The sequence below is a fragment of the Ammoniphilus sp. YIM 78166 genome (assembly GCF_004522215.1).
In the GTDB taxonomy this organism is placed as follows: domain Bacteria; phylum Bacillota; class Bacilli; order Aneurinibacillales; family RAOX-1; genus YIM-78166.
The window spans coordinates 32,684-54,821 of record NZ_SDLR01000008.1; the positions used below are offsets into that span (position 1 = coordinate 32,684).

At 44.2% G+C, this 22,138-nt stretch carries 24 protein-coding genes; 22 read left to right on the forward strand and 2 right to left on the reverse strand.

From position 1 onward, the window contains the following. From EIZ58_RS27335 to EIZ58_RS27380, 10 genes are all read left to right on the forward strand, one after another. The gene (locus EIZ58_RS27335) at positions 1-1,503 is read left to right on the forward strand and encodes a tripartite tricarboxylate transporter permease (protein WP_134704153.1); all 1,503 of its coding nucleotides are present in this window, start codon (positions 1-3) and stop codon (positions 1,501-1,503) included. Continuing rightward, positions 1,500-1,955, forward strand: coding sequence for a tripartite tricarboxylate transporter TctB family protein (locus EIZ58_RS27340; protein ID WP_134704154.1), 456 nt, complete (start codon positions 1,500-1,502; stop codon positions 1,953-1,955). The genes EIZ58_RS27335 and EIZ58_RS27340 overlap by 4 nt, the downstream gene beginning before the upstream one ends. Before the next feature lie 123 nt (positions 1,956-2,078). Continuing rightward, positions 2,079-3,353, forward strand: coding sequence for a Rieske 2Fe-2S domain-containing protein (locus tag EIZ58_RS27345; protein ID WP_134704155.1), 1,275 nt, complete (start codon positions 2,079-2,081; stop codon positions 3,351-3,353). 33 nt (positions 3,354-3,386) lie between these two features. Then, entirely contained in the window at positions 3,387-3,926 is a 540-nt protein-coding gene (locus EIZ58_RS27350) for a cupin domain-containing protein (protein ID WP_134704156.1), read from the forward strand. A 26-nt stretch (positions 3,927-3,952) separates the two neighbouring features. Continuing rightward, a complete protein-coding gene (locus tag EIZ58_RS27355) occupies positions 3,953-4,564 on the forward strand; it encodes a cupin domain-containing protein (protein ID WP_134704157.1) in 612 nt (203 codons plus the stop codon). Positions 4,565-4,694: 130 nt separating this feature from the next. Further along, a complete protein-coding gene (locus tag EIZ58_RS27360; RefSeq protein ID WP_134704158.1) occupies positions 4,695-5,744 on the forward strand; it encodes a tripartite tricarboxylate transporter substrate binding protein in 1,050 nt (349 codons plus the stop codon). A gap of 29 nt (positions 5,745-5,773) precedes the next feature. Then, positions 5,774-7,267 carry a tripartite tricarboxylate transporter permease gene (locus EIZ58_RS27365; protein WP_134704159.1) on the forward strand — a complete coding sequence of 498 codons (1,494 nt, stop codon included), beginning with the start codon at positions 5,774-5,776 and terminating at the stop codon, positions 7,265-7,267. Beyond that, positions 7,264-7,752, forward strand: a complete 489-nt coding sequence (locus EIZ58_RS27370; RefSeq protein WP_167578001.1) for a tripartite tricarboxylate transporter TctB family protein — start codon at positions 7,264-7,266, stop codon at positions 7,750-7,752. Before EIZ58_RS27365 ends, EIZ58_RS27370 begins: the two co-directional genes overlap by 4 nt. A 105-nt stretch (positions 7,753-7,857) precedes the next feature. Then, positions 7,858-8,802: a LysR family transcriptional regulator gene (locus EIZ58_RS27375; protein WP_134704161.1), complete on the forward strand. Its 945-nt coding sequence runs from the start codon at positions 7,858-7,860 to the stop codon at positions 8,800-8,802. A gap of 22 nt (positions 8,803-8,824) precedes the next feature. Continuing rightward, positions 8,825-9,754 carry a LysR family transcriptional regulator gene (locus EIZ58_RS27380; protein ID WP_134704162.1) on the forward strand — a complete coding sequence of 310 codons (930 nt, stop codon included), beginning with the start codon at positions 8,825-8,827 and terminating at the stop codon, positions 9,752-9,754. A 130-nt stretch (positions 9,755-9,884) separates the two neighbouring features. Here EIZ58_RS27380 and EIZ58_RS27385 read toward each other — a convergent pair whose 3' ends face one another. After that, the gene (locus tag EIZ58_RS27385; RefSeq protein WP_134704163.1) at positions 9,885-10,130 is read right to left on the reverse strand and encodes a hypothetical protein; all 246 of its coding nucleotides are present in this window, start codon (positions 10,128-10,130) and stop codon (positions 9,885-9,887) included. A 219-nt stretch (positions 10,131-10,349) separates the two neighbouring features. Here EIZ58_RS27385 and EIZ58_RS27390 point away from each other — a divergent pair, with 219 nt between their 5' ends. The 12 genes from EIZ58_RS27390 (at position 10,350) to EIZ58_RS27445 (ending at position 21,607) form a co-directional block, all read left to right on the forward strand. After that, the gene (locus EIZ58_RS27390) at positions 10,350-12,083 is read left to right on the forward strand and encodes an ABC transporter permease (RefSeq protein ID WP_134704164.1); all 1,734 of its coding nucleotides are present in this window, start codon (positions 10,350-10,352) and stop codon (positions 12,081-12,083) included. A gap of 18 nt (positions 12,084-12,101) precedes the next feature. Next, positions 12,102-13,244: an ABC transporter ATP-binding protein gene (locus EIZ58_RS27395; protein WP_134704165.1), complete on the forward strand. Its 1,143-nt coding sequence runs from the start codon at positions 12,102-12,104 to the stop codon at positions 13,242-13,244. 76 nt (positions 13,245-13,320) lie between these two features. Further along, complete coding sequence (locus tag EIZ58_RS27400) at positions 13,321-14,469, forward strand: ABC transporter substrate-binding protein (protein ID WP_205672370.1); 1,149 nt, start codon at positions 13,321-13,323, stop codon at positions 14,467-14,469. A gap of 72 nt (positions 14,470-14,541) precedes the next feature. Beyond that, the gene (locus tag EIZ58_RS27405) at positions 14,542-15,669 is read left to right on the forward strand and encodes a cupin domain-containing protein (RefSeq protein WP_134704166.1); all 1,128 of its coding nucleotides are present in this window, start codon (positions 14,542-14,544) and stop codon (positions 15,667-15,669) included. Positions 15,670-15,831: 162 nt separating this feature from the next. After that, positions 15,832-16,059: a hypothetical protein gene (locus EIZ58_RS27410; protein WP_134704167.1), complete on the forward strand. Its 228-nt coding sequence runs from the start codon at positions 15,832-15,834 to the stop codon at positions 16,057-16,059. A 4-nt stretch (positions 16,060-16,063) separates the two neighbouring features. Then, positions 16,064-17,023 carry a DMT family transporter gene (locus EIZ58_RS27415; protein ID WP_167578002.1) on the forward strand — a complete coding sequence of 320 codons (960 nt, stop codon included), beginning with the start codon at positions 16,064-16,066 and terminating at the stop codon, positions 17,021-17,023. Between the two features lie 28 nt (positions 17,024-17,051). Next, entirely contained in the window at positions 17,052-17,720 is a 669-nt protein-coding gene (locus EIZ58_RS27420; protein WP_134704169.1) for a class II aldolase/adducin family protein, read from the forward strand. A gap of 37 nt (positions 17,721-17,757) precedes the next feature. Next, positions 17,758-18,984, forward strand: a complete 1,227-nt coding sequence (locus tag EIZ58_RS27425) for an MFS transporter (RefSeq protein WP_240689439.1) — start codon at positions 17,758-17,760, stop codon at positions 18,982-18,984. Between the two features lie 148 nt (positions 18,985-19,132). Next, positions 19,133-19,768, forward strand: a complete 636-nt coding sequence (locus EIZ58_RS27430; protein ID WP_134704171.1) for an energy-coupling factor ABC transporter permease — start codon at positions 19,133-19,135, stop codon at positions 19,766-19,768. Position 19,769: 1 nt separating this feature from the next. Beyond that, positions 19,770-20,048, forward strand: coding sequence for a PDGLE domain-containing protein (locus tag EIZ58_RS27435; RefSeq protein ID WP_134704172.1), 279 nt, complete (start codon positions 19,770-19,772; stop codon positions 20,046-20,048). Continuing rightward, on the forward strand, positions 20,045-20,773 hold the full coding sequence (cbiQ, locus tag EIZ58_RS27440) for a cobalt ECF transporter T component CbiQ (RefSeq protein WP_167578003.1): 729 nt from the start codon (positions 20,045-20,047) through the stop codon (positions 20,771-20,773). Before EIZ58_RS27435 ends, cbiQ begins: the two co-directional genes overlap by 4 nt. A 21-nt stretch (positions 20,774-20,794) precedes the next feature. Then, positions 20,795-21,607, forward strand: coding sequence for an energy-coupling factor ABC transporter ATP-binding protein (locus EIZ58_RS27445; RefSeq protein WP_134704302.1), 813 nt, complete (start codon positions 20,795-20,797; stop codon positions 21,605-21,607). Here the strand turns inward: EIZ58_RS27445 and nikR are convergent. After that, the gene (gene nikR, locus EIZ58_RS27450; protein WP_134704174.1) at positions 21,599-22,024 is read right to left on the reverse strand and encodes a nickel-responsive transcriptional regulator NikR; all 426 of its coding nucleotides are present in this window, start codon (positions 22,022-22,024) and stop codon (positions 21,599-21,601) included. The two genes, EIZ58_RS27445 and nikR, sit on opposite strands and share 9 nt — an antisense overlap. Positions 22,025-22,138: the final 114 nt, after the last annotated feature.

Below are 22,138 nucleotides of genomic sequence, written 5' to 3' on the forward strand. Positions count from 1 at the left end.
GTGATAGAACATATTCTTCCATCCCTTGCAGATATATTCAGTTGGCCATCCCCACTATATCTCGTACTTGGGACGTTAATTGGCTTACTATTTGGGATATTACCAGGGCTAGGAGGGCCACAGGTACTAGCCCTCCTTCTACCCATTACATTCAGTATGCCGGCTGCCCACGCTGTGACCTTACTGATCGGTGCCGCAGGGGCAGTTGCGACCGGAGGGTCATTGACTGCAATATTAATGAATACACCGGGAACGGGTCAGAACGCTGCAACGATGTTTGATGGATTTCCTCTAGCAAAGCAAGGAAAAGCTGGAATGGCCATTGGAGCAGCGGCATTCGCATCCGTCATGGGAGGGATCTTTGGGGCAGTGATCCTAACGATGATCCTGCCGGTAGGAAAGTATGTGGTTCTTGCTTTTTCTTACCCGGAATATTTCATGATGGCATTGATGGGTCTAGCCATGATTGCCGTGATGTCTGAAGGCTCGCTCTGGAAAGCTATGATTGCTGGGGGAATAGGCCTTATGTTTTCCTTTATCGGAACCGATCCCGTAACGGGAGTGGATCGATTTGCCTTTGGAACCGATTATTTGGTGGACGGAATCAAACTTGTACCTGCACTCATAGGCGTATTCGCTGTAGCCGAAGCCATTACGCTCTTTCAGCGTAAAGGGGCTATTGCAACAGAACGAGTTAATACTAGCTTAAATGGAGTGGCTAGCGGAATCAGATCGGTATTTACTCATTTTGGCGTGTTTCTCAAAAGCTCCTCCATTGGTACCTTAATAGGGATTATTCCGGGGGTTGGAGGCGCTGTAGCGAACTTTTTAGCTTACGGTCAGGCGGCATCCACAAGGAAAAATCCAGAGAACTTTGGTAAAGGGGATATTCGAGGCGTTATTGCTCCTGAAGCTGCAAATAATGCAAAGGATGGGGGAGCCTTAGTTCCGACACTTATCTTCGGTATCCCTGGAAGCTTGGAGATGGCTATTCTTATGGGAGCGCTTATGCTTCACGGTATTCAGCCCGGCCCAAGGCTAATGATGGATCATCCTCAGATTGCGCTCACGCTCATTTATGCCCTGGTCTTTGCCAATATTATAGCAGGTGCCGTGACAATCCTAGCCGCTGCTCCACTCACGAGATTGACGACGATAAAAACAGTCTATATAGCTCCCGTTGTCTTAATGCTTGCTCTTGTAGGTGCCTACGCGTCGGATGGATCAATTGGGGACGTTATTACGGCTTTAGGGTTTGGTTTGTTAGGTTTCGCCATGCACCAATACGGTTATTCCCGCGTAGCTCTCATTATTGCCCTGGTCTTGGGAGAATTAATGCAAAAAAGCTTCCACCAGACCTTAGCTTTATCGGGTCCAAGCGGTTTTTTTGTACGGCCAATTTCTCTTACCCTCTTCCTCATCACGGTTCTTTTGCTTATATGGCCGCTGGCTAAGAAAGTGATAAATGAAAGAAACAAAAAGTCTTCGGGGGCAAGTCTATGATTAATGGACGAAGTATATTCAGTTTCCTGCTTGTGGTCGTCATGGCTATATTTAGTGTTTACTCTCTTAAATATAATCCGACTGCTCGTTCCATCCCGCTTGCAGTTGGAAATGCCGTTCTTATCATGGCATTTATTCAATTGTTGAGTGATGCCCTTCCCTCCTTTTCTCAGCGAATCATGAGCATGATAAGCAAAAACAAACCGAAGGCTGTGGAGATGAGTGAAGACGATGAAATCAAATGGTCTAAGGTATCAATTATTTTTATTTGGCTTATCGGTTTTACCTTCCTATTGCACTGGACTTCTTATCTCGTGGCCGTACCTGTGTTCCTACTATTGTTTATATGGAAGGTAGGAAAAGCTCCCTTCATTCCGTCATTAGGTGTAGCCTTTGGAATGCTGACATTTATGTATGTTTTATTTGATGTATTATTAGGGGCCAGATTCTAGATTTAAAAAATGAAACGAAAATTTCTGATTATTGTTCCGTATGTAAGAACCGATAAGTTTCTACTTAAGCCACATTGCTTATAATCAAAATATGAAAATTACATACTGAAAGGGAGAGTCCTAATGTTAAAGAAAGAAGATAACGAACGTTTATGCAAAACAGGCCCTGGTACTCCGATGGGGGAAGTATTTCGAAGATACTGGATACCGGCTATCCTGACTGAAGAAGTGCCTGAAGCAGATTGTCCGCCAGTGCGAGTGACCTTATTAGGCGAAGACTTGGTCGCTTTTCGCAACACGGAAGGGAAGGTTGCGTTACTGGATGCCTATTGCCCCCATCGTCGAGCGCATTTGTTCTGGGGACGAAATGAGGAGTGCGGGTTACGGTGCGTGTATCACGGCTGGAAGTTTGATGCGGAAGGGAATTGTGTCGACACGCCAAATGAACCGGATGACAGCAACTTTAAGCATAAAGTAAAGTTAACGTCTTACCCGACATGGGAAAAAGCAGGGATTGTCTGGACGTATATGGGACCCAAGGATGAACAGCCGAGCTTCCCGGATTATGAATGGCTGAGAGCTCCTGAAACCCATGTGCAAGTTTCTAAGACTTTTGAAGGATGTAATTGGCTGCAAGCCCTTGAAGGGGGAATAGATACTTCCCATTCTTCCTTTGCCCACAACAATAATATTCAAGATAAGAATTCCATGCGAAGCAGAGCCACGAACCCCAAGTTAGAAGTAGAAAAAACCAATTACGGATTTAAATACGTAGGAATTCGCGATTTGAAGGACGACGGAAACTATATCCGCGCCTATCAGTTTATCATGCCAGCTCAGCAAATGCGTGGACAGATGATCAAGTGGCATGATGGAAGCCGAGAAGATTATCCTACAATTCGCGGTCATGTATGGGTTCCGATCGATGATGAAAGCGTCTGGGTGTGGAATTTTAAATATACCACAGAAGCATCGATTCCGCTGGATCCTGAATTTGCCCATCAACAGGAAGTTCTGTTCGGGCGGGGTCCAGAAGATGTCCTTCCCGGCTATCGCTTGAAGCGGAACCCTTCCAATGATTACTTAATCGATAGAGAAGTACAGCGCACCAAGACGTTTACCGGTATTGCAGGAATCAACACACAGGATTATGCTCTGCAGGAAACCATGGAGAAGCCATTTGCAGATCGAAGCAAAGAACGATTAGGTACGGCTGACCTGGCCATCATTGCTGCGCGGCAAATGCTTCTTGAGGCTTCAAGGGAGGTGGAAAATGGTAAGCAGCCAAAAGGAGTAACCCCAGAAACGTATAGGAATGTACGGGCATGTGATCGCTTTTTGCCGCAAGGCGTGGATTGGAGAATAGGTTTGAAAGAAGACATGACAGCAAAATTCTGATTTTAAAATCTTTTTTGAAAAGAGGGAAAATAAATGGCGTTGGAATCACATTACCATAGTAAAAAGGATCGTATTTTCGTACGAGGAATTCAAGGGTCCTATGGCTTAAAGCAAGAGCTTGATCGTTTAAGATCCGCACCGCGTGTGTTTAGAGGAGATGAAATCAAGTTTAGTGATGGACCTCAGGCGTTCAGCAAGCATTATGTCGAGCCGGAAGATGGCGTGACGCAAACGCTTCATATTCACTTAGAGGAATACGGACCAGGCGGGAAATCCCAAAAACATGGCCACGTGAATGAAGCTGCCTTCTATATCCTCGACGGGAAGGGATACGAAATTCACGATGAGATTAAATATGACTGGGAAGCAGGAGATGTTGCCATTGTCCATAACAATTGCGTCCACCAGCATTTTAATGCAGATAAATACAAGCCGGCTCGTGCACTCGTTATTAAAACGAAGCCGATGTATATGTTCTTGAACATGCTCTTCCAGCACCAAGTGGAGCCGCGTGCAACCGAGGCTACACCGGAGGGTGTAGGCTTCAAGGCAAGAGAAGAAGGAGAAAAATAAGAGGTTATAGAGGAGGAGATTAAAAGATGGCATGGGACGAGTCAAAAGTATGGAGTCAAGGTGAAGTAAGCGGAACTTATTATCAGGATTTATTGGATGATGCAACAAACAAGCCGATCGAGGATGCAAAGCGCAAAAAGGTTGTAAAGCCGGCTGATATGCCCTGGGAAATGGCTAGGCAAGGGTTGCTGAAGCACTTGCTTAACGAGCAGATGAACACAAGAATGGAAACTGTGGATGCTTATATGCAGATCATACCCCCGGGAAGCAAATCCGGAAGACACCGTCATTTGGCAGAAGAGTGCTTGTACGTATTAGAAGGGGAAGGATTCGATCTTCATCAGGACTGTGATGTAGAGATTACTGACACCTATCATTGGAAGCCTCAGGATGAGATCAAGAGGTTTGAATGGAAAGCGGGGGATGTGATTTATATTCCGCCAAATACGATTCACCAGCATTTCAATAAAAATCCAGATAAGCCAGTTCGTTTAATATCTGCTATAAATCGAATCTATAAATATTGTGGCTTAAATGATATGGAACAATTGGAAAATGCCCCTGAATATGATCCTAGTGTAACGTTGACAGCGGACAAAGTGAAGGAGTACATTCAGAAGGCACAGGAAACCAAATAGCTGAAAGTCCCCCCTATGTGTGGAAGACATGAGGGGGACATCTTACCTACTATTCTATTATTTTATTCTATTGACTGAAATCTGGCAATAAGTAAGGCACACAATAAGATTTAAGGGGGCCGTCTCGTACATGAAGAAGCTGTTTTCTTCGAGTCTTGCAATTTTTCTATTAGCCATGTTGGTAGGATGCGGTTCTAGCCCAACCACCGGAAACACAACAACAGGAGCAAATCAGGGCACTACGACGGCAACGCAATCGGATCAGGAGAAGCCTAAGTCCAAATTTCCAGAACGAAATATTGAGCTAGTTGTAGGCTATAAGCCTGGTGGAGGTTACAGCGATTGGGCTCAAGCGATTGCCCCCTTTATTCAAAAACACTTGCCTAATAAAGTGAATGTGAATGTTCGGCATATGGAGGGAGCAGGGAGCGCGATTGCGGCCAATTATGTTCAAAAAGCAAAGCCTGATGGCTATACCATAGGGATCTATAACTTGGGAGGCCTGGCAGGTACTCAACTTGCCCAAAAAGTAGATTATGACCTGAGCAAAGTGACGTGGCTAGGGCGTCTATCATTAGACCCTACAATTGTAACCGTTAACAGCAAGAGTCCCTATCAAAGTATAGAGGATTTTAAAGGCAAAGAGAAAGTTGTTATGTCTACGAAAGGTCTTGCAGCGAATGCGACACTGACAGGAGCCGTCACGTTTGACAAGCTTGGGGTAAAGTGGCAGCCGTTGAACCATAACGGAACAAGCGAGACGATACTTTCTGTAATCCGTGGCGATGCGGATGTAACCTGGGGATCCATCGACAGTCAAAAGCAATATATCCAAAATGGGGATTTAAGGATGTTGCTCTATTATGATTCTGAACGCCATCCGGATTACCCAGATGTACCGATTCCTTCGGATGCGGGAATGCCGGAATTAAATGAAGCCTTCAACACTCACCGGCTAATCGGAGCACCGCCAGAACTACCTGCTGATGTTCGCGCTATACTGGAGGAAGCCGTTCAAAAATCCCTTGAAGATCCAGAGTTTCATCAGGTCTTGCAGAAAATGGAGCTTACCTCGAGTTATTTGAATGGGGATGATACACAAAAGCTTGTTAATGAAACGTTGAGCAGTTTTGAGGCCTATAAGCAAGTGGTTACAGAATTAATGAGCAGTGATAAATAGGATAAAGTATCGAAAAGAGGGGGAGTACAATGGGCTTTCTTTCCGTAATACCGAGTCTTCTGCAATGGGAACTCATTCTCATCATGCTCGCCGGTTCTATGTTTGGACTCATTGTCGGGATCTTGCCGGGGCTAGGGGGGAGCGTCACTTTAGCCCTTCTTATCCCCCTTACCTTCAGCATGAGTCCGGAAGCGGCTATAGTCCTCTTATTATCCGCCTACAGTTCGGTTAATTATGGAGGATCAATTACATCCATTTTAGTGAATACTCCTGGGGATGCGGCCAATGCGGCTACGACATTCGACGGATTCCCGTTAGCTAAACAAGGAAAAGCAGGAATGGCCATTGCAGCTGCCATTGTAGCTTCCGTCATGGGCGGCTTCATCGGACTTCTCGTGTTGGATTTATTGATTCCTGTGGCTAGAAAATTAATTCTTTCTTTCTCTTATCCTGAGTTTTTTATGCTCGCGCTATTTGGGTTAACCATTATCGCCATCGTAACGCAGGGAAATACGTTTCGCGGATTGATCTCGGGCCTATTTGGTTTGATGCTAGCTTATATAGGAACCGACCCGATTATGGGGAACACACGATTTACGTTTGGGGCAGACTTTCTATGGGATGGAATTGCTTTAGTTCCCGCTATTATCGGTCTATTTGCCATAGCTGAGGCTTTTAGCCTATTTAGGCAGAATACTCCATTAGGTAGTGAGATGGTTAAGTTTGATACCAAGAATTCTGGGGTATGGGATGGAGTTAAGGCCGTATTTACAAATTTCACGTTGTTCATCCGTTCTTGCTTTCTTGGGATATTTGTTGGGATTATTCCAGGAGTGGGCGGGTCTGTTGCCAGTTTCTTGGCTTATGGGACAGCGGTGCAAATGTCAAAGGACAAGGAAAAGTTCGGTAAGGGGGCAATCGAAGGAGTCATCGCTGTGGAGTCGGCAAACGACGCTAAAGAAGGAGGGGCTTTGTTGCCCACGATTGCATTTGGGATCCCAGGCAGCTCCGCAATGGCTGTCCTTGTTGGCGGCCTAATGATGCATGGATTGGCACCTGGACCTGAAATGCTGACTAAAGATATTCACCTGACGAATATGCTAATTGCCGCTGCTTTTGTAGGGAAGGTTTTCGCAGCCATCATATCCTTTGTTATCGGTACGCGTTTGATCTTTGTTACGAAAATAAGAGGTTCCTTAATGGCGCCAGGGATTATCGCCATTGCCTTGGTCGGTTCTTTTGCTGAAAATGGCCACTTTAGTGATGTGGCGCTAGCCTTGGTATTTGGTCTGATCGGTTTCTACATGAAGAAGTACGGTTATTCGAGAATTGCCTTGATTATTGCCATGGTCTTGGGTGCTCTGCTCGAGTCTTCCTACCACCAGACGATGACCACGTTTGGAGCCTCTGGCTTTGTGACTAGACCCATTTCGTTGGTACTTCTATCCTTAACGCTTCTTTCTTTAACTTGGCCTATCATCCAAAAGAAAATGAAGAAGGGAAAGGGAGGTATTGCAGCTTGATACAAGTCAATGAAAAAACGGTGTTCTCAGGATTTATTTTCTTGGTCGCGGTTGTTCTTTTATCAAGTACAGGAGAATTGAGAACGGACGTAGCTTCTGTTCCCAAACTCGTGGGTACCTTGCTGCTTCTATTCTCAGGGATCCAATTTGCCAACGATCTGTTCCCTGGTGTCCGACGCTTTTTCCCTCTCTTAAACAAGAAGTTGACGGCTGAGGAAGCAATTGGAGGAGAAGGGGTAGTAGATGATTCAGAGGAAACCAAAGAAGAAAAAATGGCTAGATTTATCTTTATCTCTTGGTTAATTTTATTTGTCCTATTAATCTATTTAGTCAATGTCATTGCTGCTATCGCCGTTTGCTTACTAATTTATTTAAAGTGGATATCAAAGGAGACGTGGAAGCTGTCGGTTCTGTATTCTCTTGTCTTTACTTTAGCGATTTATTTGATATTCGTAGTCGCCTTGGATATCTATTATTTTGTTTAAGGAGCATATAGTTGTGTTACGATTTATAAATATCGTAACACAACTATGCTAAATAAAGAATGCCTCTGTTCCATATAGAAGAACAGTCCAAGGAGGGAACCTTCATTGGAAATTGAAAGCTTAAAAACATTTCAATGTGTGGCGAGAATCGGAAGTATCTCCAAAGCGGCGGATGAATTATTTTTGTCCATTTCGACCGTAACCAGCAGAATCAAAGGTTTAGAAGAGGAGCTGGGAAAAAGCTTGTTCCATAGGGCAGGCCGCCGAATTGAATTGACAGAAGAAGGCTTGGAGTTTTTGCATTGTGTAGATCGCTTCATAGAGATGCTTGCAGCTGGCCGCAAGAAAATGAGGGATTGGAAACAAAGGCATACTGGAGAGCTATGCCTAGCGGTGAACACAACTCTAGCCAATTATATCTTCCCCTTGCTTTTGTTTCGCTTTAAAAAAGAATATCCGCATATTCGCATCAAGATGATGGCTGGCACGAATCAAGAAGTTATAAAACTAGTTCATCAGGGGACTGCAACACTAGGCATTGTTGATGGAGGGATCGAAGAGGAAGGAATGAAGAAAGTAGACTGGTTTATTAACCAAATGGTACCGGTTATTCCCGCTCGTCACCCTCTTGCGAAACTAAAACGTCTACATATCCGGGATTTTCTCTCGTATCCTATGGTAGCGTATACTTCAAGCAAACAGGAAGAGCAGTTGCTAATACGTGCATACGAGAGAGCTGGATTTAAGCCGTCGGCTATGCTGCACCTAGCAAATATTGAAATGGTAAAAAAATTGATGGAGGAAGTGGATGCTTTGGCTTTCCTTCCGCTCATTTCCATAAGAGAGGAAATAAGTGAGGGGAAGCTGGTTGAGGTATCCATTCAACCTCCGGTCATGATGAGAAGACAGGTTCAATTTGCCTATCGATCCAATATTGAAGATTCTTTGTCTCTAGATGTTTTTATTGCTTTTTCCAGATCGTTTGATACTGGGTTCTTGACATGGAAGCCAGAGGAAAAGAAACCTATGGGAGTACAAAGCTCGGGTTAACTCACCGGAGAAGAGGGATCGTATGGACTTGATTCATTTGGAAACCTTTATTTGCCTTGTCCAGCAGGGAACCTTTAGTCGTACGGCAAAGTTTATGGGAGTTTCCCAACCTACGGTTACGATTCGGATAAAGGCCTTGGAAGATGATCTAGGGTTAGCCCTTATTTTAAGGGCAGGGAATAAAGTAGGATTAACTCCTGTTGGTCAGCTTTATTATGATGATATTGAGCGTTCCTTGCGCGTGTTAAGAAATGGGTTGGATACTTTAGCCGTATCCCAAGGTTCAAGCCAAAAAAGATTGAATGTATGGGCCACACCTACAGTGGGGACCTACGTAGCTCCATATTTCTTAGGTCAGTTCTGTAAACTTTATCAGGATTGGGAAATTTCACTAAATGTCGGAAATACCAAGGATATTGCAGAAATGGTGTTGGATGAGGTCGCGCATATTGGGTTTATCAGTTCCTTTTTTGATCACCCAGATCTCTTTCGCATGCCAATGTATCATGATCAATTCTATCTCGTTGCAAATCCGGGCCATCCCCTTGCCCAACGGACTTCTATTGATATTTTTGAGCTGCGCACAGAAAGACTCATTACTTATGAGAAGGGGTGCAGCATGTCATACAGGATTGAAAGCCTGTTTAGAGAAATAGGCTTGCAAGCCGAAGTTGCGATGGAGCTGAATCACTCCGATACGATCAAAAGAATGGTTCTAGCAGGGCATGGTCTAGCTTTTTTACCGTGGATTTCAATTGAAGATGAAGTGCATAAAAAGAAGCTAGCGATCCTTCCTCTTCACATGCCGAAGCCGCTGTATCGGGAGACAAGTATTATTTTCAAGTCCAAAAATAAAGATTGGTTTCCAGTTTCTGAATTTATGAGCATCTTTGATAAGAAGTTCGTGGAATTTACGGGGTTGCACAATTTGCCGGTTTCTCAGACAACATGAGAAAACCGGCTTATTTGGCGTATAAGAATTTATAAGTTATATCGAATTCATAATCCGCATAAGTGCAACTAAGGCAGCCGCCTGCGCCTTCTAGGCTTGGCACCAGCCAAGTTTTCTTTATGTTCCATGCCTACATGATTGGCGGCTGGCAGGAAATTTGATCTCCAGTAGGATTCCCTTGGCCAATAAGCCATTCGCAGTTTCTGCAATTTTCTCTTTGGACGTTTTGCTTCATGAGGGGGCAAGAAACTTGATCCTGGTGAATAGGTAGTATTCGTTTAAGGAAAATCAGTTTCCAGGCATACTGAACTTCATCTCGAAAGGAAGGGTGGCACGATTCCATCATGTCTATCATTCGCTTGGGCAGCTGTTCCATTTGGGGTCTCTCCTTCGTAATTTTGTTAAGACCATTGTATTTCGCTTTTCGTAAAAATGTTGTGAGAAAAATCACACAAAAGTTAGCTGTTTATAGCGAATTATTAATAACCTCTTTAATAATCGGCGATTCAACACCAACAAAAATAGATATATAATTCAATTAAGTTAAAAGATAAAGAAAATTAAATGATTAAAAAAAGAAAGGAGACAAAAAGATATGGCTTTGCCAAAGCTGAACTCCCCTCCCGATTTACAGCATGAGGCACAAAAGAGAAGAGGAGGGTTTGATTCCAAATGGCTGGTAATTGGAACCGCCATCATACTGGTAACTTACTTCGCCATTGTACCTTTGATCTTTCTTCTCTGGCAAAGTTTTAAGGGAGCTTCAGGGTTTACTATCGCGCACTACGTAAAAGCCTATACCAATCCAGAAACCCTAACTTTATTCTTCAATTCCATTCAATTCGCTGTTGGAACAACACTTGTGGCGTTTACAATCGGGTTGCTGCTCGCTTGGATGAATGAGCGCACGAATACACCGTTTAAATCGCTGTTCTATGCTTTATCCATTATACCGCTCATTATCCCAGGTATCTTGTTTACCGTTTCCTGGATCTTACTGGCTAGCCCGGAAATCGGACTGTTCAATATCGCGCTTCAAAAGCTTTTTAATACGGACATGGTATTCTTTAACATCTACTCGATGGGCGGGATGATTTGGGTAGATGGATTGCATTACTCGCCAATGGCTTTCCTCCTCTTGTCCGCTGCTTTCCGATCGATGGACCCATCCCTTGAGGAGTCCGCTATGATGAGTGGGGCTGGGATACTAAAAACAGCCTACAATATCACCTTGAAGCTGTCTTGGCCCGCTATCTTTGCTACAATGCTTATTTTATTCGTCAGAGCAATCGAATCATTTGAAGTTCCAGCTTTGCTAGGGTTGCCGGTGGGCATTCAGGTATTCACATCTTCCATTTATAAGGCGATTCATAGTTACCCAAGCAACATAGGATTAGCCTCAACGTACGCCATAACATTGATCCTGATTACTACCGGCGGAATTTACTTGCAGTCCAAGCTCTCGAGTTCAGGAAGTAAGTATTCCACGATGACCGGAAAAGGATTCCGACCGCGAACGATGGATTTGGGAAAGTGGAGATATTTCACAGCAGGATTGTTTATCGTTTACTTCTTGCTTATCGTCATCCTGCCTTTCCTGGTCTTGGTTTGGTCCTCCTTACAGAAGTTCTATAGCGTTCCAACGGTAGAAGCCTTGAAAAGTCTGAGTTTTGATAACTACAAGTATATCTGGTCTTATCCGACTATCGGCAGATCTGTTTGGAACAGCTTCATCTTAGCAGTCGGTAGTGCAACGACGATTATGCTTTTGACTGCAGTGATTTGCTGGATCGTGGTCAAGACGAACATTCGTGGTCGTTGGATATTGGATAATATCGCTTCCTTACCGATGGTCTTCCCTGGTATCGTTCTTGGTTTGTCTATCATGGTTCTTTATCTAAACTTTGATATCGGGGTTTACGGAACACTCTGGATTCTGTTTATCGCCTATCTTACTCGCTTCTTACCTTATGGGCTTAGATACAATACGACATCCATGCTGCAAATTCATAAGGAATTAGAAGAATCAGCTGCCATGAGTGGAGCTGGTTGGGGAACGACGTTTAGGAAAGTGATTCTTCCTTTACTTAAGCCAGGGTTCATTGCAGGCTGGATCTACATTTTGATTGTTTCCATCCGGGAGTTATCCGGCTCTATCTTACTCTATAGCCCAGGTTCGGAAGTTATTTCCATCACGATTTGGGAATTGTGGGAAAATGGCCAATATGTTCAGCTAAGTGCTTTAGGCGTCATGTTTATCATCGGCTTATTCATTCTTGTCATGTTATCCCAAGTGTTAAGTAAAAGATACGGTGTGAAAGAAATGTAAAGACTGGGAGGTGCTTTAATGTTAAGAGTAAACGCTTTATATAAGGAATATCCCAATGATGCGGGTCAAGTGGTAAAAGCTGCGCAGAATATCACCTTTGAAGTGCCACAGGGAAAGCTCTTTACCTTACTTGGGCCAAGCGGATGCGGAAAAACAACAACGCTTCGATCCATTGCTGGCCTTGAGAAACCAAGTGGTGGAGAGATTAATATCGGGGAAGATGTCGTATATTCATCCAAGAAGAACATTTTTGTTCCTCCTAATCGCCGTGATATCGGAATGGTGTTTCAGTCTTATGCGATTTGGCCTCATATGAATGTATATGAAAACGCTGCCTTCCCGCTGAGAGTGGGTAAAACGAAATATTCCAATAAGCAGATCGATGAGAGAGTCCTGCGTGCACTGCATGTCGTTGCACTCGATGGCCTAGAATCAAGATCGGCTACGAAGCTTAGCGGCGGGCAGCAACAGCGTTTGGCCTTAGCGCGTGCCTTGGTGATGGAACCTAAATTGCTTCTCTTGGATGAACCGCTAAGTAACCTCGACGCCAAGCTGAGAGAGCGAATGAGATTTGAATTAAAAAGACTGCAGCGAGATTTGGGAATTACCTCGATCTACGTCACGCATGACCAGAGTGAAGCCTTAGCTCTCTCAAATCAAATTGCGGTCATGAATGCAGGTCATATTATACAGCTAGGTTCGCCGAGGGAGATCTATGAGCAGCCGAAAAGTGAGTTTGTAGCTGACTTTATTGGGAGTACTAACTTTGTCTACGGCACGATCGTTGGTACCGGTGAAAAGCAAGGTTTATACCATGTCAAAACCGAATGCGGCCTTATAATGGCCTATTCACTAGAGACGCTGTCAAAAGGTCAAGATGTGTTGCTCTCCGTCAGACCAGAAAACCTTCATGTTACTTCTGAACGACCGCAAACATCCAATGTGTGGGAAGGAGTTTTGGATACAAAGATATTCCTTGGAGAATACCTGGACTTTCAAGTCAAAATTGGTGAAACCATCCTGCAGGCAAGGGTGCATCCATCCATCCGAATTGATACGGGGCAAAAAGTCTTCTTAGAGGTAGATCCGCTAAAATGCATTGTCATTCAAGATGCTCAGGCTTCAAAAGAAAAAGTAGAGGTCATTAAAGAGGTTTCATAAGGTGGGATGCGTCAGGAGTGTGGTTTAGAAATGAATGAAAGTTGATTGTAACAACTTTAATAGGGGGTTATCAGACATGATGAGAAGAAGGATGCGTTTTCCAATTGCTATGCTCATTATCGCTATGCTTGTTTCCTTAATGACAGCTTGTGGACAGTCAACGAGTTCTCCTCCGCCAGCAAGCAGTACCCAACCTACAAGCTCTACGCCTACCCCTGCTGACTCTCCCGGGGGAACAGTTGAATTGAAGACCGCAAAAGACATTGCGCTCTACGAAGGGGCTGATCGGGAGCAAAGACTGATTGAAGGGGCTAAAAAAGAAGGAAAACTGACCATCTATACTTCAATGGCGATTGAAGATATGCAAAAAATGGTTGCTGCTTTTGAAGCAAAGTATGGAATCAAAGTGGATGTTTGGAGAGCCGGCTCAGAGAAGGTTGTGCAAAGGGCCGTAACAGAGACCCAGGCGGGACGACATGACTTTGATATTGTGGAAACGAATGGACCTGAACAAGAGGCTTTACACCGGGAGGGCTTACTGCAAGAAGTCAAATCACCATACTTAAATGATTTGATTCCGGAAGCCATTCTGCCGCATAAGGAGTGGGTGGCTACGCGTCTGAATATCTTTGTCCAGGCGTATAACACACAAAAAGTAACCAAAGAGGAACTTCCAAAAACGTATGAAGACCTGCTTGATCCGAAGTGGAAGGGACGATTGGCGATTGAAGCAGAGGATTTAGACTGGTTTGCAGAGGTTATCAAGGATACAGGTGATGAAGAAAAGGGATTGCAGCTATTTAAGGACATTGTGGCTACGAATGGCTTGTCCGTTAGAAAAGGCCACACCCTGTTAACCCAAATGGTAGCATCTGGTGAAGTGCCTTTGGCCCTAACCGTTTACAACTATAAGGCTGAGCAGTTAAAGAATGAGGGTGGACCAATTGATTGGTTTGCTATTGAACCGGCTATCGCACGACCAAATGGCGTGTCCGTATCTAAAAATGCTCCACATCCATTTTCCGCTGTACTGTTCTATGACTTTATGATCAGTACCGAAGGGCAGCAAATGCTGGGCGACTTCAGCTTCGTTCCAACAAGCAATAAGGTAGATACAAAACTGAATGATATGCCAATGAAGTTTGTCGATCCGGCCGTTGTACTCGATGAAAACGAGAAATGGTCTAAACTTTACGAAGATATCATTGTGAAGAAGTCTAATTAAGGGGAGTAACAGGGGGTGTAAACCCCCGATTCATACACTAAATTGAACAGAATAGATGGGAGGAGCAATAACATGGCACAAGCGAAAGATGCAGTAGTTTCAGAGGATCTAGCGAAAAAGTTTGCGACCGAAAAGGAGTCGGCTTACACCCGATGGGTTAAAAGGGAAGGACTAGACATTATTGCTGGACATTATATCCCTAATCTTCATACCGTGGAACTCAAGCCTTGGGCAAGACGTGGAGGTTCTGGAGTCTTCATTAACCATGAAGCATCAAGACATTCTAATGATTGTTATGTGTGCGAGATTCCCCCAGGCAAAAAACTAGAGCCGCAGCGGCAATTGTTTGAAGAAATGATCTATGTCCTGGATGGCAAAGGATCTACTTCGGTATGGACGTCAGAGGGCAAGCGGGTTACCTTTGAATGGCAAGCGGGTTCACTTTTTGCGATTCCGATCAATGCCTGGCATCAGCACTTTAATGGTTCGGGTTTAGCTCCTGCCCGTTTTCTTTCGGTAACGAATGGTCCGATTGTGATCAACATCTATGATGATGAGGAATTCATCTTTAATACCGAGCATGATTTCAAGAATCGCTTTAATGGCGATCCGGATTACTTTAATAATGGGGGAGAGCAGAAAGGCCTGCTTCTTGAGACGAACTTTGTAGCGGATGCACGCAGCTTGCAGCTCATCCATGCCAAAGAACGCGGAGCGGGAGGAGGACATATCCGATTTAATATGGCTAAGGGATCGATGAACAGCCATATCTCCCAGTTCCCCGTAGCCACCTATAAGAAAGCCCACCGTCACGGTCCAGGAGCTCATGTCATCATTCTGGATGGTGAAGGATATAGCTTAATGTGGCCAGAAGACTCCGAGATCAATCGTTATGATTGGCAGGAAGGAAGTATGATTGTTCCGCCGAACATGTGGTATCACCAGCACTTTAATACAGGTCAAAAGCCTGCTCGCTATTTAGCACTAAAGTATGAAGGCACTTCGATTCGCAATAGCAAAGGAGTCCCTAAAGCCTGGATTAGCCAGCGGGTGGGAGGAGACCAAATCGACTATGCGGATGAAGAGCAAGCAGTACGCGATATGTTCAGAGAGGAACTAGGCAAGTATGGACTAGAGCCACGGATGGACGAAGCCTACACGAATGAATTATCAGATCTTCCGCCTAAGCCTTCAAAATAATAGGTAAAAATAGCCGAATGGGTATATTGCCTATTCGGCTTTCATCATTTTTATTAGAAATGTTCCGTATAAAGGAACTCCTTCAACTTTTCTAATGAGTAACCTTGTAGAATAAAATTACTCATAACATTTTTAATTAACAGAAAAGTGGAGGTTATCATTATGGAAAATGTAAACATACCCAACTATTTAACCGGAAAAAGAGTCGCCATATTAGGCTACAGCACCGGAGGGAAATCCTTTGCAGAGGAACTCAGGAATCAGCAAATCTCAGTGATCATTGGTCTACGCCCCGTAGATGATGAGTGGAGTCTTGCCGAGCAGGATGGTTTTGAGGTGCGAACACTATGGGAAGCCGTTGAAGCGGCGGATATTATCCAGGTCTGGTAAAAGCGTGGGAGAATGGTTTGCTTTATTGGCTGCTCTTTCTTTTGCCAGCTCGAATGTCATGGTGAAAAAAGGAACGACACCTCAGTCCCGTGAGAATGGGGCATTTCTTTCCATTCTTCTCACAGCTGTTATTTCTGGAATTTTCTTTTTGGGAGCAGGATGGTTTAATGGATTTCCTGATTTTACTTCAGAAGGTATGCTGTGGTTTGCACTAGCAGGAGTCCTAACATCTTTTATCGGAAGGATCCTTCTGTTTAATTCGATTCAGCATCTGGGTTCTGTCAGGGCTTCAGCGATTAAGCGGTTAAACCCCTTTTTTACAGTTATGATCGGTATTCTCTTCCTACAGGAGACACTTACTAGCTTCATTATTTTAGGAATGGTCTTGATTTTTGGCAGCACCGTTGTGTTGGTCGGAGAATCCTTGGCCAATTGGCGGAACGCCAAAAAAGAAATAGCCGCTGCAATTGAACCAAGTTCTCCACCCCAACGAAGACTAGTGGCAAAAGACTTGTGGAAACTAATTGCCAGCCTTGGCTATGTGTATGGGATCGTTTCGGCCTTGGCCTATTCTGTCGGATATGTTGTGAGAAAACAAGGTTTAACGGAAATTCCAGATCCCTTTTTTGGAACCCTATTGGGAGCGATAGTGGGCATGTTGATTTTCGGACTGATATCTCTTTTTAAAGAGGCTAATCGGAGATCGATCATATCCACCTTTACCGAATTTAAGCCTTGGCTTTTTGGGGCAGGAGTTGCCACTTCCCTAGGGCAAATTTTCTACTTTATTGCTCTTCAATATAGTGGAGTTTCCCAAGTTGCCCTTATCGCTTCTACCGATGTCATATTGACCATTTTCCTTTCGGCATGGGTGTTTAAAACGCAAGAAGGAATTACGCGTACGGTTATTCTAGCCTCACTTGTAGCGATGACCGGAGCTGGATTCATTGCGTTAGGTTCATAGAGGAATAAACGTGGGAAGGAGCAGGAAAATGAGTTCTGATTTAAAGCAGATGTTAGCGGATGCGATTCGAATGATGGAAAAAGCAGAGCATCTTGATTTTAACGGGCACTTTAGCGTGCGCATACCGCATAGCGAATGGATCCTTATTAATTCGGCCTCGGCGAGCAGGAGTGCCTTAACCAAAGAAGATATTATCGCTATTGACTTAGATGGAAACGTAGTAGAAGGTGAGGGTCGCCCCCCTAATGAGTATCCCTTGCATACACAGATTTACAAGCGCAGACCAGATGTTCAAGCGGTGGCACATACTCATCCCAAATGGTCTACTCTGTTTACCATTTCTAAAATTCCGTTGAGGCCGGTAACGATCCAAGGAGCTGTGCTGGGTCATGTACCGGTGTTTGCGAAATCTCATTCTATCAGTAACACTCAGATTGCGGATGAATTAGCGGATAAGCTTGGGGAAAATAACATGGCTCTCATGAAAGCACACGGAGCTGTTATTGTCGGGGAAACGATTGTAGATACATTTGTACGGAGCGTATTTCTTGAAGAAAATGCCTATCGTCAATATATGGCTGGGCAGCTTGGTTATCCCCATTCCTTGGAAGAACAGGAGATTGAGGAAATGTCTAAGTTTATATGGCAGCCAAGAAATATTCAAAAAGTATGGGACTACCATTACAGTAAACTATAAAATCTGAGACGAAAGGAGAGGTTTACATTTGAACCCTGTGATCTCCGAGCCGGAGCAGAGACCCCAGATCAAACCCGTTAAGGATCCTCCTTTCTGGGGGATATGTTTGGGCCATACCTTTACCCACTGGTATCCTGCATCCTTTTATATCATGCTGCCTTTCATCTCTCTAGAATTTGGATTTTCGATCACCCAAGCCACCTTTCTTATTACCTTTATGTATTTGGTGAAGTCCTTTGTTGGCTTGCCAATCGGGGCCGTTACCGATATGGTAAGCCGAAAGAGTATCATGATGGCCATATCCATTAGCCTTGCAGGACTTCCTTATTTATTTATGGGGATGGCTAGTACTTATTGGATGTTTCTTATCTGGGTGGCTATTATGGGGATCGGTAATGAATTATGGCATCCTGCTTCGTTTTCCAGTTTATCCGCTCTTTATCCTGGACAGCGGGGATTTACCTTTGGTGTTCATGGAATGGCGGCTAACTTAGGTGACCTGTTGGCGCCGGTCATCATTGGAACTCTGTTAGTTTCCATGAGCTGGAAGACAGTCATCTACTGGAATGTGTTCCCTGGCCTTTTGGTTGCCGGCTTTATCCTTATCCTCTTGAGAAATTTGAATGCTCCAGGGAAGCAGAAGAAAGAAGGTCAAGGTGCTAGCTTTGAGGAATATAAGCTAGGACTAGTGGAGTTATTTAAGAATCGATCTGTTTTATTCATAGCATTGGCGAGTGGAATCCGATCTATGGCCCAGAATGGTCTGCTTACGTTTATCCCGTTATATCTGGCCTTTGAATTATCTCTTTCTCCATTATGGGTGGGGATTTATGTTACCATTCTGCAAGCAGGGGGCATGCTGGCAGCTCCGGTTGCGGGGCACTTTTCCGATAAAGTAGGAGCTAGGAAAGTCATCATGTCAGGAATGGTCATGACTTCGATTATGATTGTAGTTTTTGTGTTGGTGCAAAACGATTGGTTATTAATCATTTGTATTGGTTTATTAGGGTTCTTCCTTTATTCCTTAAGACCAGTTATGCAAGCATGGGCCATGGAGCGGACATCGCAAAAAATGGCAGGAACCACAACAAGCCTTCTATTTACAACTCAGTCCATTCTGTCTTCTTCATCCCCATTAATTGGCGGGCTTCTTGCTGACCAATTTGGCATGATGGCTGCCTTTTACTTTGTTGCGGCTGTGATCTTGCTAGGTAATATTGTTGTAGCTATGATTCCAAAAGAGGTAACAACAGCTTCATCCTAGATGGATGAGGCTTTTTTCATTAATCGAATTATTGAAATTATTACTTCGAATTGTTCCGCATAAAAGAACGCATGAAACCTAAGTGCTCCTATATCGTGCTACTATTAATGTAATTCGTAGTACCGATATGACTAGAGGAGGAAAATGTATGCATATTCCTGACGGAATCTTAGATCCAAAAGTCTGGGTGGGCACGGCTGCTGTGACTGGATTTGTGTTAGCCAAGAGTGTCAAGTATTCAAAGGAAAAGCTCGATCATAGGGCAGTGCCTGTCCTGGGGGCTATGTCCGCCTTCATCTTTGCAGCGCAGATGATTAATTTTCCCTTACTCGGCGCAGCTGCTTCCGGACATCTTATCGGTGGAGCATTGGCAGCTATCCTGTTCGGTTTCTGGCCGGCTACTTTAATCATGACAACGGTGGTTGCTATTCAAGCCCTTGTCTTTCAGGATGGTGGAATTACCGCAATGGGAGCCAATATCTTGAATATGGCCATTATTGCCCCGGGGATTGCAGCATTGGTTTATAAGATGCTTGAAAGGCTGTCATTGCCTGAAGCGGGAAGAGCTTTTATCTGCAGCTGGTTTTCTGTCATGGGCGTTGCTGTTATAGGGGCAGTTCAATTAGCGCTTTCTGGCGTGGTTTCCCTCGATTTGGCGATGAGCTCTCTATTATTCTGGCACGCTTTCATCGGGGTTGGGGAAGGCTTGATAACGGCAGCAGTACTGCCATTTGCATTAAAGTCTTCATTTGGTGCAATATTTGAGGAAAGGGCGGCTTCATAAAATGAACAAACAAGTGAGGATTTGGCTGGCACTATCGTTTGTGGTGGCAGGAGTACTTTCTTTGTTCGCTTCTTCCCATCCTGATGGATTTGAGAAGGCGGGGGAAGATACCGGCTACATTCACACGGCTACTTCTTATCTCTCCTCTCCCTTTCCAGACTACAGCTTACCTAACGTTGATTCTTGGCTATCCGATAGTTTAGCTGGTGTGATAGGAGTATTTTTAACCTATGTCCTATTTGTCTTGTTTGGGAAATGGGCAGGGAGAAATACAAGATGACAGGATGGATTCAAAGTCCGCCACTAAAGGTGATTGGGGCCCTTCTAATCATTGTAATGGGGGTCTCTATCACTTCCTTGGAAACGCTATTTTGGTTGCTCTTATTGGGACAGGGCTGGCTGACACTGGAGAGAATTCCTCTTAAATTCCTTGGGAAGAGGCTTCGTCTGATTCTGCCATTCTGCTTGTTTACTTTCGTTTTTTTTCCTCTTTACGAAGGGGCAAAGGAGATATGGATCGGCGATGTTTTTTCTATTTCTGCTGTTGGCCTTGAAAAGGCATGCCTCTATTCAGGTCGACTATTGTTTACTGTCCAAATACTCACGTTTATGTTTTATCAAATAACGTTACCCGTCTTCTTCCAATCCTTACTTCAGTTAAAGGTTCCTCCCATATTTGTGGAGATGATTCTTTTTACTTTACGCTATATGGAGGTTTTCGGGGCCGAAGCAAGAAGTATGCTGAAAAGCTTGAAAAGCAGGGGATTTAAAACCAGGCATTGGTTCTCTCTGTCCAGTTACGTAACGCTTTCACGCTTAATTGGAGCATTGCTCATTCGTTCGTTTAGCCGTGCTGAGCGAGTGTATATTGGAATGTTATCAAGAGGGTACCGTGGCATTGTCGTGACCAGGATATCTGCGAATATTCGATTAAAAAGTGATATGTGGAAAGTAGCTTGCTGGGTACTGCCTGTGTTTGGACTGTTTATTTTAGATAAATGGTAGGGAGGAAAAATGGTGGAGCCGATGATAGAATTTAGGAAAGTCACGTATAAATATAAGGGGGAACGTCCGGCATTGGAGGACGTTTCTTTGTCGATTAGCGAAAAGAAAAAAACAGCGATTGTTGGGGCAAATGGGGCAGGTAAGTCTACTTTGCTGCTCCATATGAATGGCTTATTCTTGGCCAGTTCAGGTGAGGTCCGATATTGTGGTCAATCCATTACGAAAAAAAATCGAGATGAGATGACGGAACGCGTAGGCATCGTTTTCCAAGATCCAGATGATCAGATCGTTTCGCTGACGGTAAGAGACGATATCGCTTTTGGCCTTGCTCAAAAGGATATGTCACGAGAGGAGCTAGAAAGAAGAACGGATTATTATCTGACTCTATTAAATCTATCACACTTAGCAGAATGTAACCCTAGTGAGCTCAGTTATGGTCAAAAAAAAATGGTGGCAATCGCTGGAGTGCTCACCCTGGAAACGGATGTGGTTATTTTCGACGAGCCTATGGCATTTCTAGACCCGGTCGGTAAAAGGGAAATTCAAGGTGTTATGGAGTTGTTAGCAAATAGGGGTAAAACAGTAGTCGTAGCGACTCACGATATGCAGCTGGTTGCCGAATGGGCAGATGAAGTGGTTGTCATGAAAGCGGGATCCTGTTTAGGGACGTACTCTCCCCATAGACTTTTTTCAAATCATGAATTGATTAAAGAAGCAAATCTTCAGCGCCCTATCGCCGCTCAGTTGCTGGAGGAGGTTTGGGATGGACCTCCCTCAGAGATTCCGATTCGACTGGAAGAGGCCCAAAAATGGCTGAAGCAAAAACTAGGTTAATGTATCCGTAATCGGAGCGACGGTGAATTTTCCATACTTAACGCCCTTAATGCTAATGAGTTGGTCACTGAACTTGCGTAATGTTTTGGATTTTCCTTTAACTACAATTATTTCTAAACAATTATGGTGGTCTAGATGGAAATGGGTGGTGGCTAGGATTGAGTCATGCATCTGATGCTGGATATCCGTAATTTCATGCAATACATCTCGCTGGTGGTGATCATAGAATAGCAGGATACTGCCAGCGACGAATTGCTCATCATCCTCCCATGACTTCTTTACTAACGCATCGCGGACTAGGTCGCGGACGGCCTCGGAACGATTTTCATAGCCTTTTAATTTAACCAGCTCATCAAATTGTTCCAGCAGTTTTTCATCCATTGAAACGCCAAACCGTTTTAAGGTTGAATCAGACATCGTTATTCACTTCCCCATGTGTTTCTACTAGTTCTCATTATATCCTTCCGACCAAGCCAAAGATAGGGAGATAATTTGTCAGAAGGGAAGCAAAAAAATCGCTCCTTGCTGGAA

Excerpts from the sequence above, each read along its gene's own strand:
- EIZ58_RS27360 (WP_134704158.1), top strand. The coding sequence starts at position 4,695 with ATGAAGAAGCTGTTTTCTTCGAGTCTTGCAATTTTTCTATTAGCCATG.
- EIZ58_RS27385 (WP_134704163.1), bottom strand. The coding sequence starts at position 10,130 with ATGGAACAGCTGCCCAAGCGAATGATAGACATGATGGAATCGTGCCAC.
- EIZ58_RS27435 (WP_134704172.1), top strand. The coding sequence starts at position 19,770 with ATGAACAAACAAGTGAGGATTTGGCTGGCACTATCGTTTGTGGTGGCA.
- EIZ58_RS27410 (WP_134704167.1), top strand. The coding sequence starts at position 15,832 with ATGGAAAATGTAAACATACCCAACTATTTAACCGGAAAAAGAGTCGCC.
- EIZ58_RS27380 (WP_134704162.1), top strand. The coding sequence starts at position 8,825 with ATGGACTTGATTCATTTGGAAACCTTTATTTGCCTTGTCCAGCAGGGA.
- EIZ58_RS27365 (WP_134704159.1), top strand. The coding sequence starts at position 5,774 with ATGGGCTTTCTTTCCGTAATACCGAGTCTTCTGCAATGGGAACTCATT.
- EIZ58_RS27400 (WP_205672370.1), top strand. The coding sequence starts at position 13,321 with ATGATGAGAAGAAGGATGCGTTTTCCAATTGCTATGCTCATTATCGCT.
- nikR (WP_134704174.1), bottom strand. The coding sequence starts at position 22,024 with ATGTCTGATTCAACCTTAAAACGGTTTGGCGTTTCAATGGATGAAAAA.
- EIZ58_RS27430 (WP_134704171.1), top strand. The coding sequence starts at position 19,133 with ATGCATATTCCTGACGGAATCTTAGATCCAAAAGTCTGGGTGGGCACG.
- EIZ58_RS27395 (WP_134704165.1), top strand. The coding sequence starts at position 12,102 with ATGTTAAGAGTAAACGCTTTATATAAGGAATATCCCAATGATGCGGGT.
- EIZ58_RS27420 (WP_134704169.1), top strand. The coding sequence starts at position 17,052 with ATGAGTTCTGATTTAAAGCAGATGTTAGCGGATGCGATTCGAATGATG.
- EIZ58_RS27390 (WP_134704164.1), top strand. The coding sequence starts at position 10,350 with ATGGCTTTGCCAAAGCTGAACTCCCCTCCCGATTTACAGCATGAGGCA.
- EIZ58_RS27445 (WP_134704302.1), top strand. The coding sequence starts at position 20,795 with ATGATAGAATTTAGGAAAGTCACGTATAAATATAAGGGGGAACGTCCG.
- EIZ58_RS27355 (WP_134704157.1), top strand. The coding sequence starts at position 3,953 with ATGGCATGGGACGAGTCAAAAGTATGGAGTCAAGGTGAAGTAAGCGGA.
- EIZ58_RS27350 (WP_134704156.1), top strand. The coding sequence starts at position 3,387 with ATGGCGTTGGAATCACATTACCATAGTAAAAAGGATCGTATTTTCGTA.
- EIZ58_RS27340 (WP_134704154.1), top strand. The coding sequence starts at position 1,500 with ATGATTAATGGACGAAGTATATTCAGTTTCCTGCTTGTGGTCGTCATG.
- EIZ58_RS27345 (WP_134704155.1), top strand. The coding sequence starts at position 2,079 with ATGTTAAAGAAAGAAGATAACGAACGTTTATGCAAAACAGGCCCTGGT.
- cbiQ (WP_167578003.1), top strand. The coding sequence starts at position 20,045 with ATGACAGGATGGATTCAAAGTCCGCCACTAAAGGTGATTGGGGCCCTT.
- EIZ58_RS27405 (WP_134704166.1), top strand. The coding sequence starts at position 14,542 with ATGGCACAAGCGAAAGATGCAGTAGTTTCAGAGGATCTAGCGAAAAAG.